The sequence below is a fragment of the Litoribrevibacter albus genome (assembly GCF_030159995.1).
Lineage (GTDB): Bacteria > Pseudomonadota > Gammaproteobacteria > Pseudomonadales > Litoribrevibacteraceae > Litoribrevibacter > Litoribrevibacter albus.
Window position 1 is genome coordinate 334888 of the sequence record NZ_BSNM01000002.1, and the last position, 16668, is coordinate 351555.

The 16668-nt window shown below is 44.9% G+C and carries 15 protein-coding genes; 9 read left to right on the forward strand and 6 right to left on the reverse strand.

The window, feature by feature from the left end; translation table 11 throughout:
* Nucleotides 1-74: 74 nt before the first annotated feature.
* Together QQL66_RS01590 and acs are read left to right on the forward strand one after the other, a co-directional pair.
* Nucleotides 75-2411, forward strand: a complete 2337-nt coding sequence (locus tag QQL66_RS01590; protein WP_284377973.1) for a response regulator — start codon at nucleotides 75-77, stop codon at nucleotides 2409-2411.
* Between the two features lie 149 nt (nucleotides 2412-2560).
* Entirely contained in the window at nucleotides 2561-4507 is a 1947-nt protein-coding gene (gene acs, locus QQL66_RS01595) for an acetate--CoA ligase (RefSeq protein ID WP_284377976.1), read from the forward strand.
* Nucleotides 4508-4510: 3 nt separating this feature from the next.
* Here the strand turns inward: acs and QQL66_RS01600 are convergent, their stop codons facing one another.
* Nucleotides 4511-5107: a DNA-J related domain-containing protein gene (locus QQL66_RS01600; protein WP_284377979.1), complete on the reverse strand. Its 597-nt coding sequence runs from the start codon at nucleotides 5105-5107 to the stop codon at nucleotides 4511-4513.
* 212 nt (nucleotides 5108-5319) lie between these two features.
* Here QQL66_RS01600 and ttcA point away from each other — a divergent pair, with 212 nt between their 5' ends.
* From ttcA to QQL66_RS01620, 4 genes are all read left to right on the forward strand, one after another.
* Nucleotides 5320-6216: a tRNA 2-thiocytidine(32) synthetase TtcA gene (gene ttcA / locus QQL66_RS01605; protein WP_284377982.1), complete on the forward strand. Its 897-nt coding sequence runs from the start codon at nucleotides 5320-5322 to the stop codon at nucleotides 6214-6216.
* A 170-nt stretch (nucleotides 6217-6386) separates the two neighbouring features.
* Complete coding sequence (fabR, locus tag QQL66_RS01610; RefSeq protein WP_284377984.1) at nucleotides 6387-7019, forward strand: HTH-type transcriptional repressor FabR; 633 nt, start codon at nucleotides 6387-6389, stop codon at nucleotides 7017-7019.
* 220 nt (nucleotides 7020-7239) lie between these two features.
* Nucleotides 7240-7578, forward strand: a complete 339-nt coding sequence (gene glnK, locus QQL66_RS01615) for a P-II family nitrogen regulator (RefSeq protein WP_284377985.1) — start codon at nucleotides 7240-7242, stop codon at nucleotides 7576-7578.
* A 53-nt stretch (nucleotides 7579-7631) separates the two neighbouring features.
* Nucleotides 7632-8933: an ammonium transporter gene (locus tag QQL66_RS01620; protein WP_284377987.1), complete on the forward strand. Its 1302-nt coding sequence runs from the start codon at nucleotides 7632-7634 to the stop codon at nucleotides 8931-8933.
* A 108-nt stretch (nucleotides 8934-9041) separates the two neighbouring features.
* Here QQL66_RS01620 and QQL66_RS01625 read toward each other — a convergent pair whose 3' ends face one another.
* Nucleotides 9042-9929, reverse strand: coding sequence for a LysR family transcriptional regulator ArgP (locus QQL66_RS01625; RefSeq protein WP_284377990.1), 888 nt, complete (start codon nucleotides 9927-9929; stop codon nucleotides 9042-9044).
* Between the two features lie 164 nt (nucleotides 9930-10093).
* On the opposite strand from QQL66_RS01625, the gene QQL66_RS01630 reads away from it, so the two are divergent.
* Nucleotides 10094-10738, forward strand: a complete 645-nt coding sequence (locus QQL66_RS01630) for a LysE/ArgO family amino acid transporter (RefSeq protein ID WP_284377992.1) — start codon at nucleotides 10094-10096, stop codon at nucleotides 10736-10738.
* A 64-nt stretch (nucleotides 10739-10802) separates the two neighbouring features.
* Here QQL66_RS01630 and hisC read toward each other — a convergent pair whose 3' ends face one another.
* On the reverse strand, nucleotides 10803-11861 hold the full coding sequence (hisC, locus tag QQL66_RS01635; protein WP_284377994.1) for a histidinol-phosphate transaminase: 1059 nt from the start codon (nucleotides 11859-11861) through the stop codon (nucleotides 10803-10805).
* 485 nt (nucleotides 11862-12346) lie between these two features.
* Here hisC and QQL66_RS01640 point away from each other — a divergent pair, with 485 nt between their 5' ends.
* Nucleotides 12347-12877 (forward strand): hypothetical protein, encoded by a 531-nt coding sequence (locus tag QQL66_RS01640; protein ID WP_284377995.1) that lies wholly within the window; start codon nucleotides 12347-12349, stop codon nucleotides 12875-12877.
* 62 nt (nucleotides 12878-12939) lie between these two features.
* Here the strand turns inward: QQL66_RS01640 and QQL66_RS01645 are convergent, their stop codons facing one another.
* From QQL66_RS01645 to QQL66_RS01655, 3 genes are all read right to left on the reverse strand, one after another.
* The gene (locus tag QQL66_RS01645; RefSeq protein ID WP_284377998.1) at nucleotides 12940-13113 is read right to left on the reverse strand and encodes a hypothetical protein; all 174 of its coding nucleotides are present in this window, start codon (nucleotides 13111-13113) and stop codon (nucleotides 12940-12942) included.
* A gap of 181 nt (nucleotides 13114-13294) precedes the next feature.
* Nucleotides 13295-14434 carry an acetylornithine deacetylase gene (gene argE / locus QQL66_RS01650; protein ID WP_284378001.1) on the reverse strand — a complete coding sequence of 380 codons (1140 nt, stop codon included), beginning with the start codon at nucleotides 14432-14434 and terminating at the stop codon, nucleotides 13295-13297.
* Between the two features lie 105 nt (nucleotides 14435-14539).
* Nucleotides 14540-16015, reverse strand: coding sequence for an L-serine ammonia-lyase (locus tag QQL66_RS01655; RefSeq protein WP_284378002.1), 1476 nt, complete (start codon nucleotides 16013-16015; stop codon nucleotides 14540-14542).
* Nucleotides 16016-16118: 103 nt separating this feature from the next.
* On the opposite strand from QQL66_RS01655, the gene QQL66_RS01660 reads away from it, so the two are divergent.
* Nucleotides 16119-16646 (forward strand): GNAT family N-acetyltransferase, encoded by a 528-nt coding sequence (locus tag QQL66_RS01660; protein ID WP_284378004.1) that lies wholly within the window; start codon nucleotides 16119-16121, stop codon nucleotides 16644-16646.
* Nucleotides 16647-16668: the final 22 nt, after the last annotated feature.

A 16668-nucleotide genomic window follows, 5' to 3' on the forward strand; every position in this document is an offset into this window, starting at 1 on the left:
TTTAAAAAGAATAATTATACAATCAAGACGAGACACATTAGCAGTAGTTTTTTGTCTTTGCAGGGAATCTCTTTATGCCACTGCGAGTTAAGTTAGCGCTGATTCTGATGCCTCTGGTGCTCATTCCCCTGCTTTTGGTGGGAAAGTTGTCATTAGACCATCTACAGGAACAAATGGATAAGGTCAGGCGCACGCAGCTTCAAACCATTTCAAAAGAAGTGATGATGTCTATACGACAGTTTGATCAGGAGGTCGAGCTTAAGCTGGATTTCTTTGTCGATGATATGAGCTTCCATTCATTCACCTCACAACTGGGCGATCCTGATCGTTTTTCGGATATGGCTAAGCATTTGTCTGTCCGATTTTCCCGTGCTGCCAATTTATTCCCTTCATTGAGCTTTATCTATGTGCTCGATAGTGAAGGGCATGTTTTGGCTCAATCAGAGCACGCTGTGCTGACCAGCCTTCAGCTGGAAGCGTTGACTCAACAGTTGCAAGACGATGAGCAAATTCAGACTTTGAACTTCTTTGACAAAACGTCGGACAAATATTTTGTTCTGAAAGCCAAGAATATCCCACTCAAAGATACCAGTCGTCACATTACTCTCTTCTTTGGGGCTGAATTAGACAGTGTGTTATCCGGCTTTCAAACGTTTGCTGTGAATGAAGGGGTTCACATGTTGCTGTGTAATGCTTCGGGTGATCCTATTTATAAGGTGTCTCATGGTGATCATCTTAACGACCTGGATTGCTTAAACAGCATGAATCAGGCGCCAGGGCATGAGTACATAAAAGCCCAATACTTTGCCTTAAATTCGAAGAATCAGGATCTGAAACTGAAAGTGGACGAGCTTGAACGAGACTTATGGCTGGTTACGGCTCTGGATGATCATAGTCGTTCTATCTTGAGCCAAAATCATGGTGTGATGTTAATTATTGTTGGTGCCTTGGTGTTACTTGCGTCCTATGTATTGATCTATGTGATTATGGATTACTTCATTGTTCGTCCGATTCGTGGTTTAAGTCAGGTCAGTGAGCATATTGGGCAAGGAAAATGGCATGTGAATCTTCATTACGAAGGTAAGGATGAAATTGCCACCTTGTATCAAAACTTTAACTCTATGGTGGCTAATATCCATGCCGCTTACCGAGAGGTGGAAGAAAGTAAAAAGAATCTTGAAGCCAAGGTGAATGAACGAACCAGTTCGCTACAGGAATCGGCGTGGCAGTTAGATCAGGCTAAGAAGCAGGCGGACATTGCCAATCGGGCTAAATCCGATTTTCTTGCCAACATGAGTCATGAGATTCGTACGCCGTTAAACGGCATGTTGGGGATGGCTCAGATTCTTGAAGATACAGACCTAACGGAAGAGCAGGGGACTTATGTCCACCAGATTAACGAATCGGGTCAAGGTTTACTGTCTCTCATTAATGACATTCTGGATCTCTCCAAAATTGAAGCCGGCAAAATGCAATTGCATGTAGAGCCGACCAACATCAATCAGATCATTCTCTCGGTTTTGAATTTATTACGAGGCACGGCGGTTGAGAAAAACATCCAGTTGGTATCATCTTTTGATCCTCAAGTTCCTGAATTCCTAGAAGCGGATTCACTGCGTCTAAGACAAGTGCTGATGAATTTGATTGGAAATGCCATCAAGTTCACGGAGGAAGGTGAAGTTAAGGTCATTACAGAATGTCTGGAACTGGATCGGGAACTCAATATTGTTAAATTCAAAATACGGGTACTTGATACCGGCATCGGGATTTCTTCTGATAAGTTGATGGGCATTTTTGATGCCTTCAGTCAGGCTGACGGATCGACAACCCGACGGTTTGGTGGAACCGGATTGGGGTTATCCATCACCAAGCGCCTGGTGGATATGATGCGTGGCACTATTCATGCCGAAAGTCAGCTGGGACAGGGATCTTGTTTTGAATTGTTGTTTATCTGGACCATTGCTAAACCGCCAGAAGAGATCATTTCGCCAAGCTTAGAGTTTTTACAGGATCAGTCGGTTCATGGCCATATTTTGTTAGTGGAAGACAACGCAGTGAATCTAAAGGTTGCCAAGACGATGCTGTTGAAAAACGGTCATCAGGTGACGATCGCTTCCGACGGTGAAAAAGCCCTCGAACTGTTACGCGAGGAAGTCTATGACCTCGTTCTTATGGACGTTCAAATGCCAAAAATGAATGGCTACGAAGTGACACAGCAATTTCGTCAATTTGAACGAGAGCAAGAACGAGCTGAGACCCCGATCATTGCTATTACCGCGAATGCGTTGAAATACGATCAGGAACGCTGCATCAGCGTAGGAATGAATGATTTCATTGCCAAACCGGTGAAGAAAGATGAATTACATCATCGTGTCCAAACCTGGCTGACACGAGCGAATGTGCCTAAATAGAAGGTATGTCGAATAGCAATAGACAACTGTCTCTCTGTAGATTGCTTTTTCCCGATATCTTTCTAAGGTGTTTATAAAAATAAGTTGATGGCAGACAACGTCATCCGCAATCACTACTCAAATAAAAAATTAGGAAGGGATTCACCACCATGAGTGAAATAAAAACTTACCCCGTTAATGAGTACTTTACTGAGCGAGCTCTGATTAATACCGAGCAATACCAAGCAATGTATCAGGCGTCAGTTGAAGATCCTGAAGGCTTTTGGGCAGAGCATGGACAACGCATTGAGTGGATGAAGCCTTACAGCAAAATCAAGGACGTATCTTTTGCTTATGACGATGTTCATATCCGTTGGTTTTATGATGGTACGCTCAACCCGACAGTGAGCTGTTTAGATCGACATCTGGCGGAGCGTGGTGATCAAACCGCAATTATTTGGGAAGGTGATGATCCAACAACGGATGCCAAAGTTACTTATCGAGCGCTTTATCATAAGGTATGTCGCTTGGCGAATGCGCTAAAGGCGCAAGGCATTAAGAAAGGCGATGTGGTTACCATATACATGCCAATGGTGGTGGAAGCCGCTGTGGCGATGTTGGCGTGTGCCCGTATTGGGGCCATTCATTCTGTGATCTTCGGAGGTTTCTCTCCAGAGTCCATTGCTGGGCGTGTTGAAGATTGTCAGTCAAATTGCATCATTACCGCAGATGAAGGGGTTCGAGGCGGTAAGATTATCCCGTTGAAAAAAAACGTAGATGACGCACTTGCTAAGCCTGGTGCAGCTACGGTTAAGACCGTGGTGGTTTTTCAGCGTACAGGGAACGACATCGAATGGACGGAAGGACGTGATGTTTGGTATCACGACATTACGGATGCTGCATCAGATGAGTGTGCGCCTGAAGAAATGAGCGCGGAAGACCCATTGTTTATCCTCTACACCTCAGGGTCAACTGGCAAGCCGAAAGGGGTAATGCATACTTGTGGCGGTTATCTTGTTTATGCATCCATGACACATCAGTACATCTTCGATTATCAGGAAGGTGATATCTATTGGTGTACCGCTGACGTTGGTTGGATTACAGGTCACAGTTATATCGTATATGGGCCGTTAGCGAATGGTGCCGTGACTTTGATGTTTGAAGGGGTGCCTAATTACCCTGATGTATCACGTTGCTGGCAGGTGGTGGATAAGCATAAAGTGAATGTCTTCTACACGGCACCGACGGCCATTCGTGCCTTAATGCAGGCAGGTGATGACCCTGTAAAATCCACCTCTCGTGAAAGCTTACGTTTGTTGGGAACGGTTGGTGAACCGATCAATCCGGAAGCATGGGAATGGTACTACCATGTGGTGGGTGACGAACGTTGCGCCATTGTCGATACTTGGTGGCAAACAGAAACAGGAGGCGTTTTGCTGACGCCATTACCAGGTGCTATTCCAGTTAAGCCGGGCTCTGCAACATTACCGTTCTTTGGTGCGATTCCAGGGATTGTCGATAACGAGGGCAATTTGTTGGAAGGCGTTTGTGAAGGTAATTTGGTCTTCAAAGACAGCTGGCCTGGTCAAATGCGTTCAGTTTACGGAGATCATCAACGATTTAAAGACACCTACTTTGCGACGTATAAAGGTTATTACTGCTCAGGTGATGGTGCTCGTCGTGATGAAGATGGTTATTACTGGATTACTGGTCGGGTAGATGATGTATTAAACGTCTCGGGGCACCGCATGGGAACGGCAGAAGTTGAAAGTGCGCTGGTGGCTCACCATGCGACCTCTGAAGCGGCTGTTGTTGGTTATCCTCATGACATCAAAGGGCAGGGCATTTATGCCTATGTAACCTTGAAGAAGGGGTATGAAGAAACGGATGAGCTGATTCAGGAATTGAAAGACTTTGTTCGTTCTGAAATTGGCGGCATTGCGGTTCCTGACATCATTCAGTGGGCACCAGCGGTACCAAAGACTCGTTCAGGAAAAATCATGCGTCGTATTCTTCGTAAGATCGCCTGTAATGAACTAGATAGCATGGGCGACACATCAACGCTGGCTGATCCAACCGTAGTTGATAATTTGATTGCAAACCGTGCTCATCAATAAACGTTATCTGTCAGTGAGTCTTGTATAGGCCTGCTGAATTTCTACAAAGTACTCAGCGTCACCGCCTTTGTCGGGGTGATGCTGTTGGCTTAGCTTTCGATATTGCTGCTTAATCTCCGCCAACGTTACTGGCTTGCTCAAGTCCAGCGTTTGTAAATCCTGATCCTCAAAGTCAATTACCAGCATTCGTTCCCAAAACTGATTGATCAGTTCGTTAATCTCTTGCTCTGATTGATTGAAGTTATTCCAATCCAGGTAATAGGCTCCCAGCGGATCGAGCTCAGATAGCTCAGTGGACGTCTCTTTCTTAGTGCTGTCTTTAGGGTGTTTGCAAATCTTCAGTGAATGAATCTCATAGTGATAATCAAAACTGCTTTTGGCGAGTTGGTATAGAGCATTCATAACCACAAAATTCGTTTGAAAGAGCCCTTGGGGTTCCGCTAAAGGCCGGCCATCAAAAAAAGCGATGTCTTCACTGCTGAGTGTTTTAATTAGGTCATAAAGGCTCAGGCCATTAATGTGCTGATCCAGAATGACATCGATGGTTTGCATTAACGTGTGAGTTCGCTCTTGTTGCCAATAAGATTGATCGTCAGACAAAACAGCTCCATCCGGTTGTTTATGGGAGAGTTAAGTACGTTATCGTTTATAGCCTTGTAAATAAAGTGTGGGTTGATTGTTGCCTTTGATCATCTAAAGGTTTGGTGAATGTTCTGATTCCTTGAGTTTGTTTGGAAGACGTATAAAATATGGCCACTTTTCTGGGGGGCAACACACTGTCCCTTAACTCTTATTTCTATTGAAGCCCGGATATGACTCAGACTGATCCAAAGAAAGCCAAGCTTGAATACAACAAGCTACAAAAGAATCTTCGAGCAAATGTTGGAAGAGCGATTAATGATTACAACATGATTGAAGAGAATGATGTTGTGATGGCTTGCATCAGCGGAGGGAAAGACTCCTTCGCAATGTTGGATATTCTTCTCAGCCTGAAGGCGTCTGCGCCGATTGATTTCGAAGTGATTGCGGTCAATCTGGATCAAAAGCAGCCAGGGTTCCCGGAGGATGTGCTGCCGAATTACTTCGAATCCATCAATGTCCCGTATTACATCATTGATAAAGATACCTATTCGGTAGTGAAGTCAAAGATTCCGGAAGGAAAAACTACCTGTGGTCTGTGCTCTCGCTTGCGTCGCGGAACCTTATATTCGTTTGCCGAGAAAATCGGTGCGACCAAAATTGCGCTGGGCCACCACATGGATGACATCGTGGAAACCTTGTTCCTGAACATGTTCCACGGTGCTAATTTGAGTGCGATGCCACCGAAGCTTCGCTCGGATGATCAACGTAATATCGTGATCCGCCCGCTTTCGTATTGTCGTGAAAAGGACTTAATTCGTTTCGCTGAATACAAAGAATACCCAATCATTCCATGTAACCTGTGTGGTTCTCAGGAAAACCTTCAACGTCAGGCGATCAAAGGGATGTTGTCAGGTTGGGAAAAAGAACAACCAGGACGAATCTATAACATTTTTAAATCCATTCAGAATGTCAGCCCAACTCAGCTAGCTGATACCTCTCTCTATAACTTCTCTGATCTTCAAATTGATCGAACTGGGGATAAGCAAGAATATGCGTTTGAGGAAGAAGTGGTATCTTCCACCAGTTTTGATGACGTGCAGTATATAAACGTTGTTGAGGTGAATTAGATGAAAAGCCGCAATTAAGCGGCTTTTTACATTCAGTGACAAGATCGTGATCCAATAGATACTGGTCTTGTTTGTTGTTCTTATAAAACCAGCATACAATTTCACGCTTGCCTTTTTCAAACTCTTTGAAGGGCTATTTGATTCTCTGATCCGTCAATTTTGGAAGTACTATGTCAATTCGAGCAGAGCAAAAGGAAAAAACTCGTAGAGCCATTATGGAGGCTGCGTTAAAACAAATCGGCCAGGATAAGGCGTTTTCAAACCTAAGTTTGCGTGAAGTCGCTCGTGAAGCAGGCATAGCACCAACTTCTTTCTATCGTCACTTTCAGGATCTTGATGAATTAGGCTTGGCCTTGGTGGATGAGGCTGGTTTATCACTGCGTCAGCTAATGCGTAAAGCTCGTAAACGCATTGCCCAAAATGGTGGTACAGCAATTAGAACATCTGTCGAAACCTTTCTGGAGTTTCTTCATTCAAACCCCAATTTGTTTCGTCTACTGTTACGAGAAAAAGCTGGTATCTCAGTGGAGCTGAGGCAGGCAATTCAACGTGAAATTGAGCATTTTGTCTCCGAGTTAACCGAGCATCTTGAGGCTCAGGCTAAAATGAGAAACCAGGTGTTATACCGACATGATTTGGTTGCACACGCAATGGTGACCATTGTCTTTAACCAGGGTGCGGATGCGTTGGATACCTCGAAAGCGCAAAAGAAACAGATTGGTGAAGAAATGATCAGTCAGTTGCGGATGTTGATGTTGGGTTCTGAATTGATGTCAAAAGAGGCTCATCGGAGAGATGATTAACGCCTCAATGTGGTGATGATATTTTTCATATTTTGAACCAAGTTGGTGCGATATTGGTTATTTTGCATTAATTTGGTTCTTTCTTGTGCTCTTTTCTAGAGCGGTATTTTGCTTTATCCCCCGAATCTACTGAGTTCCTTTAAGTTGGCCTTATTTTTGAATGCCCTAAAAGGATGCGTTTTATTATAACTAAATTATAAGTGCACTCTATGGGGGAGGCATGAAGCTAGTAACTGCAATTATCAAACCTTTTAAGTTAGATGATGTACGTGAAGCATTGGCTGAAGTAGGCATTCAGGGCCTCACAGTCGAAGAAGTGAAGGGGTTTGGTCGTCAAAAAGGCCACACCGAGCTTTATCGTGGTGCTGAATACATCATTGACTTCGTTCCTAAAGTCAAACTACAGGTCGCTGTGTCTGATGATCAGGTCGACTCTGTGATTGATGCCATCATTAACTCGGCTAATACCAACAAAATTGGTGACGGAAAGATCTTTGTTGCAGATCTTGAGCGCGTAGTGCGAATCCGTACCGGTGAGTTGGACGACGCTGCACTCTAACTCTGATCATTGATTACCTAATTTGATAACAGACGTTTTTTAGGGGAAGAACATTGAAACTTGTTAAACAACTTTTGCTCTTTATTGGTGCAGGGCTTTTGCCATCGCTTGCCTTGGCTGATGATTTGAATGGTGCGAACACGGCTTGGATTCTAACGTCTACAGCCTTGGTGTTGATGATGACCTTGCCAGGTTTATCGCTTTTCTACGGCGGTTTGGTACGTGTTAAAAACGTATTGTCGGTATTGATGCAGTGTTTTGCGATTGCCTGTGTTGCTTCATTGCTGTGGATGATTGTGGGTTACACCATGGCATTCACTGATGGCGGAAGCTTGAATAGCTGGATTGGCGGATTAAGTAATGTGTTTCTTGCTGGTGTGCAAGAAGAAACATTGTCCGGAGACATCCCTGAATCTGTATTTGTGATGTTCCAGATGACCTTCGCTATTATTACACCTGCTCTTATGGTGGGTGCGTTTGCTGAACGTATGAAGTTTTCTGCCATGCTGATCTTCAGTGCGATCTGGTTGTTGGTTGTGTATGTTCCTGTGACCCACTGGGTTTGGGGTGGCGGTTGGTTAGCTGAAATGGGCTTACTTGATTTCGCTGGTGGTACGGTTGTTCATATTACTGCAGGTGTCGGTGCGCTTGTGGCGGCGATTGTCTTGGGTAATCGTAATGGTTACGGTAAAACACCAATGCCTCCTCATAACCTAACTATGACTGTGACCGGTGCTGGTATGCTGTGGGTTGGCTGGTTTGGTTTCAACGCGGGTAGTGCGTTGGCTGCAAACGGTGATGCAGGCATGGCGATGTTGGTAACTCATATTTCTGCAGCATGCGGTTCTTTGGCTTGGATGACGATCGAGTGGATTCGTCATGGTAAGCCGTCTGTGTTGGGTATCGTTACGGGTATGGTGGCAGGTTTAGGTACCATCACTCCTGCTTCTGGTTTTGTGGGGCCTGGTGGTGCAGTAATCATCGGTTTCACAGCGGGCATCGTGTGTTACTTCATGACTGCATGGATCAAAAATGGTCTGAAAATTGATGATTCCTTGGATGTTTTCCCGGTGCACGGTGTTGGTGGTATCTTGGGGACGTTCCTGGCGGGAATTTTCGCATCTACCGAGTTGGGTGTGTTCAGTGGTCAAGGCTTTGCTGATGGTATCGCTACCATGGGTGAGCAGGTTGGCGTTCAGCTAGTAGGCATTGTAGCGACCTTTGCTTACACTGCGATTATTTCTTACGTGCTATTAAAAGTAATTGATGCGGTGATTGGCTTACGTGTTGATAAAGAGACTGAAACTGAAGGTCTTGATTTACGTGAACACGATGAACGTGGCTATATTATCTAGTCATTAGTCAGATCGCTTGATCCGAGGTTGCTTGAGCTTCTTGATAGCAGCCAAGATCATCTCAAGCCTCATACGGTTGTCCGTATGGGGCTTTTTTATGCTTGTAATTTAGGCATCCAGGACTTTGCTGGCGTAATTCCTAATGTGGTCGGTGAGTTGTTGATTGAGTTGTGTTTTCAAATTCCATATGTGCCAATACAACGGGATTTCTAACGTCTGGTTGGGAATCAGTTCTTCCACTGATCCTTCATTGAGTAGCGGTTGGCTTTGAATGTCGGGCGCCATTCCCCAACCATAGCCTCGTTTAATCAGGTCCAGATAGGATTCGGTGGAAGGAATGCGATGCTTGATGCCAATATCTGATGTGGAGAAGTAACGTTCCATGTAATGTTTTTGAAGATCGTCCTTGTGATTGAACTGTATCGCGGGGGTATTTTGAAGCTCTTCTCTGGTGGGCGTCTTGCTAAAGTTGAGTTTTTTAAACCCGGGTGAGACTAAGCATCGATATTTCATGGTCCCCAGATAGAAGCAATTGCATCCTTTAATGGGAACCTCATCCGAGCTGATACAGCCTATTACCTCTCCGGTGGTCATCAGTTCTCGTGTCTTATCCTGATCATCGACTTTGATGTGCAGTAGAACTTTTTCCTTTGCCAGTAGCGTTTCTAATGCATCAAATAACCAAGTGGCCAAGCTATCAGCGTTTACCCCTAAGTGCAGCTGAGTGTACTCGGTTGTGGTTTGGTTTATGGAATCCAGAAACTCATTTTGCAGCAGTTTTGCCTGTTGAAAATATCGTAAGGCCGAATGACCTGCATCGGTTAATGCCAGTGGGGTTGAGCGAACCAACAGTGTTTGACCGAGTGTGCTTTCCAATTGTCTTAGTCGTTGTGAGACAGCGGACTGTGTTAAACACAGTTTGTCGGCAGCCGCTTCAAAAGTTTGTTCTTCAACGATTGCCGCAAGGGTTTCCAATAGGCTTAAGTTAACTTTCATAGAGGGTGAAAATCATTAGAATCTAGATTAGAAAAATTAATGATAGTTTAAAATGATTAATTTAACTAATTAATCAGGGTTTTCTATAGTGAGGGCATAAACTCAGTGAGCGCGTCCATTGGGCTATGCGTAAGTGCTACGTGCTGTTAAGGAATGCCTTTGTTATGTCTTTATTTTCTATTGATAGTTATGCTGCTTTTACCACGGGTATGGCCACCAGCATCGCGTTGATAATGGCCATTGGGGCTCAGAATGCGTTTGTGCTCGCTCAAGGAATGCGAAAGCAATATAACTTTGAAATTGCCACCGTCTGTTGTTCATTGGATGCCTTGCTGATCTTTGCCGGTGTGGCTGGAATGGGGGTGTTGATTTCGAGTAATCCGATGGCGATGTGGTTGATTGCTTTGTTGGGCGCTCTGTTCTTAACCGGGTATGGTGCCAGATCTTTTATGTCGGCGTTCTCCGGGGAACAATTAAAAGCGGAATCACGAGGGCTGAATTCTTTGACTCAGGCAGTGGTGGTGACGGCTTCGATTAGTCTACTGAACCCGCATGTATATCTGGATACGGTCGTGCTTATTGGCAGTGTTGGGGGGCAGTATGCCATCCCTGAGCGCTGGTGGTTTGCCAGTGGTGCTACTTTGTCTTCGGTCTTATGGTTTTATAGCTTAAGTTATGGCGCAGCTGTCTTAGCCCCGATTTTTGAAAAGCCTAAATCCTGGATGATCCTGGATTCTTTGGTGTGTCTGATGATGTGGGCAATTGCCTATACCTTATGGATTAAAGTCATCGAGCAATGGCCATTCTGAATATTTTCGTCTCAATAAAAAGCCAGTGATCTCACTGGCTTTTTACTAATTCTTGATGAATTACTTATCCAAGCATGTCTTTCAATGCTGTGGCTAATTGTTCACATTCTTCAGTGCTGCCAATACTGATTCGTAAAAACTGATCGATCTTAGGCTTTTTGAAGTAACGCACGATAATAGATCGCTCACGAAGCTGATTGGCCAAGGTTTCTGCATCATGCTCTGGGTGTTTGGCAAATATAAAGTTTGCGGCTGAAGGTAGAACCTCAAATCCAAGCGCTGTAAGTGCTTCAGTTAATGATTCACGAGATGCAATCACCTTTTGACAGCATGATTGGAAGTACTCTTCATCCAGGAAGGAAGCAACCGCTGCGGCTTGTGCTGGTCTATCCAGTGGGTAGGAGTTGAAGCTGTTCTTGACGCGTTCCATTCCTTCAATAAGATCTGGATGCCCGATGGCAAAGCCAACTCGCATACCTGCCAGTGAGCGAGATTTGGAAAGGGTATGAATAACCAATAGGTTTGGATAGTCATTCACCAACGCAATCGCGCTTTCGCCGCCAAAGTCGATATAGGCTTCATCCACCACAACCACAGAATCGGTGTTTATTTCCAATAGTAATTTAATTTGATCTAATGGCAGCAAGCGGCCCGTTGGTGCATTCGGGTTTGGGAAGATAATACCGCCATTGGCTTGTTTGAATGCTTGAACATCAATTTCAAAGTTGTCTGTTACCGGGACGGTTTGATAGTCCACTTGGTACATGTCGCTCCAAACTGGGTAGAAGCTGTAAGTGATGTCCGGAAACAACAGGGGATTTGGGTGCTTGAATAAGGCTTGGAAGGCAATGGCGATGACTTCATCGGAACCGTTACCAACAAACACCTGATTCTTATCCACAGAATGATAGTCCGCAATGGTCTGCTTTAAGGTATCCGCATTCGGATCAGGATAGAGTCTTAGATTGTCACTGGCTTCTGAACGAATAGCCTCAAGTACCTTGGATGAAGGGCCGTAAGGATTTTCGTTGGTGTTCAGTTTAATCAAGTTGGTGATTTTAGGTTGTTCCCCAGGAACATATGGGGTCAACGACTTAACAAGAGGGCTCCAGTAACGACTCATTTCTTTGCTCTGTGAAAACCATGGGAGCGCTGATTATCCTAGATTCTTCCATAAAATTCACCATTACAGAATGGGATTTTTCACTCAGGAGTTAATGCGCTGAGATTGCCTGGCTAGCAAAGTTGAACCAAAACACAAATAGAGTTTTTAATGGTTAACCTTTTTTCTGATAGTGATTTTCTACTGTCGTTTTAATCGAATCTCTTACATATTTATCTAGGGTGTTTCGATAAGATGTCTGGCTCGATAAATTACTTAGCCGTTTGAACGTTCAATACGGATCAAACGAACTAAAAATTAGTTATAAATACAGATAATAAGTACAACACTCATGTAATTTATTGAATTCCAAGGATTGAGAGCAGAATTAAGTATCATTAGTACAATTGAAGTGCGCTTGATAGGCCGGTATTACTGTTGCCATCAATCAGGTCGCCGGGATGGCAAGTGCGAAGTAGATGCTTAACAAGAGAATGAGGTGGCTTATGGATTTCCCTTTAACATTAAGACGGTGGACGGACAAAGCGTCTGCGGATTTATCTGAATTGTATGCAGCATTGTCTGATCAGCCTGACTTTGAGAATCGGTTGATTGAGTCTTTGAATGGGGATGAGGATATACACCGCGTTACCACTTGGCTGATCAAGCATCACCTGGAACAAAAACATGTATTCAGTGATGAGCAAGTTGCTTGTGTCTTCGATCAGTTAGGTCACTTGAGCAATTGGGAAGCTAAACTGCATGTCTTGCAGCTGTTGCCACATGTTTCGGTACCAGAACGATACAAAGATCCGGTGGAAGACTTTATTCGAAATTGCCTGTCTGAAATTAATAAGTTTGTTCGCGCCTGGGCTTACAACGGTTTTTATGAGTTGGCTTGCCAATACCCTGAGTTGCAGCCTGAGGCTGAAATCTTATTTGAAATGGCTTCGGAAGATGAAGCTGCCTCAGTAAAGGCTCGTGTCAGTAACATTCAAAAGCAAGGTTTCCCGGAAACCCTTACTCAAGCTTCCTGAATAGTTAATACAGTTTGGGGCTGTGTGTTCGACAGCTGACTGAATCGATAGCCTCATTCTTATCAGGCGTGTTTATCCATAAATTCTTTGATAAAACGCCTAATCTCTTTCGCCGCACTGGTGTTCAGCTCTTCACAACGTTGAATAAATGCGTCCCGTTCTTCTGAGTTGATCCGAATTAACAACTGGCTGTCCTTTCGTTTTTTGCTTTTATGTTCTTTCTCGTGTTCCGACATGTCTATCTATCCAAAAGGTTGGTAGCCCAAGTGTAGATTATGAAAGGACATTCCATATGACATAGTTTTTTCTAGTAATAGCACTATCTAGTAGTAGCACTATCTAGTAATTGAACTATCTAGTAATTGAACTATCTAGTAACAGCACTCGTTATAAAACGTCCTTCAACAATTTGAGGAATTAAAAGCAGTAATGCTCAATCATTTGGCGAAGGACATTAACCATAGGGTTGATTTGATCTAAAGCCATAAACTCATCCGGTTGGTGTGCCTGATCAATCGAACCTGGTCCGAGAACGATGGTCTCCATGCCCATTTGTTGCAGAAATGGCGCTTCTGTTGCAAAGGCGACGGCTTCTGAGGTGTGACCGGTTAATTGTTCTGCCAGTTTCACAAGTGAGCTGGTTTTGTCAGTAGCAAAGGACGGCACGCCATCAAAAATGGCTTCAGCAGAGAGTTCCACGTTGTGTTGTTCAGCCAGAGGTTTTAACCGCGTTTGAATCTCGGCGCGTAGGTCGTCGTTGTTCATACCTGGTAACGCTCTAAGATCGTACTGAAGTTCACAGTGACCACAAATACGGTTTGGATTGTCTCCACCGTGAATACAGCCGAGATTGAGTGTTGGAACTGATACTTCAAAGTCTGCATTCTGATACTGTTGAGCCAGTTCTTTTCGGAATTGTTTTAATTCGCCCATCACATCGTGCATTGCATCCAACGCATTATTACCCAATGCTGGGTTGGAGCTGTGGCCCGCCTTGCCTTGAATACGGATGACTTCCATCATAATGCCTTTGTGCATATGAATGGGTTTGAGACTGGTAGGTTCGCCAATCACCGCATAACGGGCTTTGGGTGCTCCTTGTTGAGCCAGTGCTCGTGCTCCGCTCATCGAGCTTTCTTCATCGGCCGTTGCCAAAACAATGATTGGTTGTTTGAGGGGCTGAGTGAGGTAGGGCATTACCGCTTCGATCACCACAGAAAAGAACCCTTTCATATCACAGGTGCCCAAGCCGTAGAGCTTGTTATCACGTTCCGTGAGTTTTAGCGGATCGGACTGCCAGCGGGATTCATTAAATGGGACGGTATCTGTATGCCCTGATAACACTAACCCGCCAGGGCCTTGCCCAAGCGTTGCGATGAGATTTGCCTTGCCATCGTTAAGGTGTTGGATCTCGATTTGAAAGCCCAATTGGCGAAACCAATCTGCGAGCAGCTCAATCACGGGTAGGTTACTCATATCGATGTCAGGGTGGGTGCAACTGACGCTCGGTGTGGCAATGAGTTGAGACATACGATCGGTGAGCTTGGGAACAATCATGAGAATCCTTTATATGATGAACGTCGTTTTATTATGGTGATAGAGCGGATGCGAACACAAGAGGCAATCCGAGTTTGTTTTGAGATGCTTACCTTGTATGTCTGTTTAGCACTCAATAAAGCTTACTGCCAGTCCTCCTTGCGAGGTTTCTTTGTACTTTTCCTGCATGTCTTTTCCTGTCAGACGCATGGTTTCGATCACCTGATCCAGCGATACTTTGTGGCTACCGTCTCCGATTAACGCCAGGCGTGCAGCATTAATTGCCTGCACTGCCCCCATAGTGTTGCGCTCGATACAGGGGATTTGGACCAACCCTTTAATGGGGTCGCAGGTCAAGCCGAGATTGTGTTCCATGCCTATCTCGGCTGCATTTTCGATCTGACGATTGCTGCCACCCAGTACGGCCGTTAATCCAGCTGCGGCCATTGAGCAGGCAACTCCGACCTCGCCCTGGCAACCGACTTCGGCTGCTGAAATCGATGCATTTTGCTTGAATAACGAGCCTATGGCGGTGGCAGTAAGTAGGAAGGTTACGATGCCTTTCGTTTGAGTGAGGCTTTGAAGTGGATTCACAAAGTAGACGTAATAAGCCAAAACGGCCGGGATCACACCAGCGGCTCCATTGGTTGGTGCGGTAACTACTCGACCGCCTGCGGCATTTTGTTCGTTTACGGCCAGGGCATAAAGGTTGACCCAATCCATGACAGCAAGATCTTTAGGGATGTTGTCTATCGATGTCCTTGGTTGATTTGATGAATTTGACTGGCTTGATGATTCTGAATGGCCAGGCGATTGAGCATCTACCTTTTCTGATCGTTTTTCTAGCACTGAATAGAGACGATTTGCCCTGCGCTCGACATGAAGACCGCCAGGTAATGTTCCGGTGGCATCGCAGCCTTGTTTAATGCATTCCGACATGGCATCCCAAATCTTGAGAATACCTTGCTGTGTCTCTGGCTGAGGGCGCAACGCATTTTCATTTCTCTGCACCAGTTCAGCAATGGTGAATTGATGCTGCTCGCATTGGTCGAGTAATTCCTTCGCTGAATTGAATGGGTAAGGTGTTTTCGGCTCATTGTTATTGCTGGTGTTGTTAAAGCTAGTGATTTCATCTTCTGACAACACAAAACCCCCGCCGATGGAGAAATATTGTCGTTGTTTGAGCACTAGCCCGTCCTGATCAAAAGCCCGAAACGTTATGCCATTCGGATGCTGTGGTAAGGTGTTCTGAAAGTCGAAGATCACATCTCGCTTTCTGACAAAATCGATGGGCTTGATGTTCAGTAATGCAATCTTTTTGGATCGAATAATGGTCTTAACCATGTCAGGAATGTTGATCGCATTAATCTCGGAAGGTGTTTCACCTTGCAGCCCCATTAAAATGGCAGAGCTGGTTGCGTGACCTTTTCCGGTATGAGCCAGTGATCCATGTAAATGGGTAAGTACGCGCGTGGTGGGATCAAATAGGTTTGCTTGTTGCAGGTGTAATAGAAAACGTCGGGCTGCAATCATGGGCCCCACTGTGTGAGAGCTTGAAGGCCCTACACCAATTTTAAACAGGTCGAATACGCTAATAGTCATACGTTATAGTATAGCGCTGGTTTCGAAGTCGGCTTGCTGAGAATATAATGTTCGGCGTAGAAGGCCTCAGCCGTTCAATGACGTTGATTTAGGAATCGATTTAATGAGTGCAGAAACCACTGAGCAAGTAACTCTTGGACAAGTAGAGCAGGTGACGACCTATTATCTGGAAATGCTGAGTCCGGATGCATTGATTGCGAAACCACCTGTGGATGGCTTGGAGATTCGATCTGTTGAAGTACCACAATTCCAGTTTAATCGTTTCCTTTATCAGCTGATTGGTGAAGGATGGCAGTGGACTGATAAGCTCAGTTGGACCGATGAGCAGTGGACGGCATTAGTTGACTCTGAGAATCATCAAACCTGGGTAGCCTATTATCAGGGAGCGATTGCGGGGTATTACGAGCTGACTAAAGAAGGTGAGTCAGTGGAGATACTTTATTTTGGATTAGCTCCGCAGTTTATTGGTAAAGGCTTTGGTGGATACTTATTGAGTTCAGCCATTCAATCCGCCTGGAACTGGGAAGGGGTTGAGCGTGTGTGGGTGCATACCTGTTCATTAGATCACCCGAACGCGCTTGCTAACTATCAAGCCAGAGGGTTTTCGTTATACAAAACGGAAGTAGAATAGGAAAGGCCCCACCTTGCGGTGA

Coding starts and splice junctions, on each gene's coding strand:
- QQL66_RS01660 (WP_284378004.1), top strand. CDS start 16,119: ATGAGTGCAGAAACCACTGAGCAAGTAACTCTTGGACAAGTAGAGCAG.
- QQL66_RS01655 (WP_284378002.1), bottom strand. CDS start 16,015: ATGACTATTAGCGTATTCGACCTGTTTAAAATTGGTGTAGGGCCTTCA.
- QQL66_RS01590 (WP_284377973.1), top strand. CDS start 75: ATGCCACTGCGAGTTAAGTTAGCGCTGATTCTGATGCCTCTGGTGCTC.
- ttcA (WP_284377982.1), top strand. CDS start 5,320: ATGACTCAGACTGATCCAAAGAAAGCCAAGCTTGAATACAACAAGCTA.
- fabR (WP_284377984.1), top strand. CDS start 6,387: ATGTCAATTCGAGCAGAGCAAAAGGAAAAAACTCGTAGAGCCATTATG.
- glnK (WP_284377985.1), top strand. CDS start 7,240: ATGAAGCTAGTAACTGCAATTATCAAACCTTTTAAGTTAGATGATGTA.
- QQL66_RS01625 (WP_284377990.1), bottom strand. CDS start 9,929: ATGAAAGTTAACTTAAGCCTATTGGAAACCCTTGCGGCAATCGTTGAA.
- QQL66_RS01640 (WP_284377995.1), top strand. CDS start 12,347: ATGGATTTCCCTTTAACATTAAGACGGTGGACGGACAAAGCGTCTGCG.
- argE (WP_284378001.1), bottom strand. CDS start 14,434: ATGATTGTTCCCAAGCTCACCGATCGTATGTCTCAACTCATTGCCACA.
- QQL66_RS01645 (WP_284377998.1), bottom strand. CDS start 13,113: ATGTCGGAACACGAGAAAGAACATAAAAGCAAAAAACGAAAGGACAGC.
- hisC (WP_284377994.1), bottom strand. CDS start 11,861: ATGAGTCGTTACTGGAGCCCTCTTGTTAAGTCGTTGACCCCATATGTT.
- acs (WP_284377976.1), top strand. CDS start 2,561: ATGAGTGAAATAAAAACTTACCCCGTTAATGAGTACTTTACTGAGCGA.
- QQL66_RS01630 (WP_284377992.1), top strand. CDS start 10,094: ATGTCTTTATTTTCTATTGATAGTTATGCTGCTTTTACCACGGGTATG.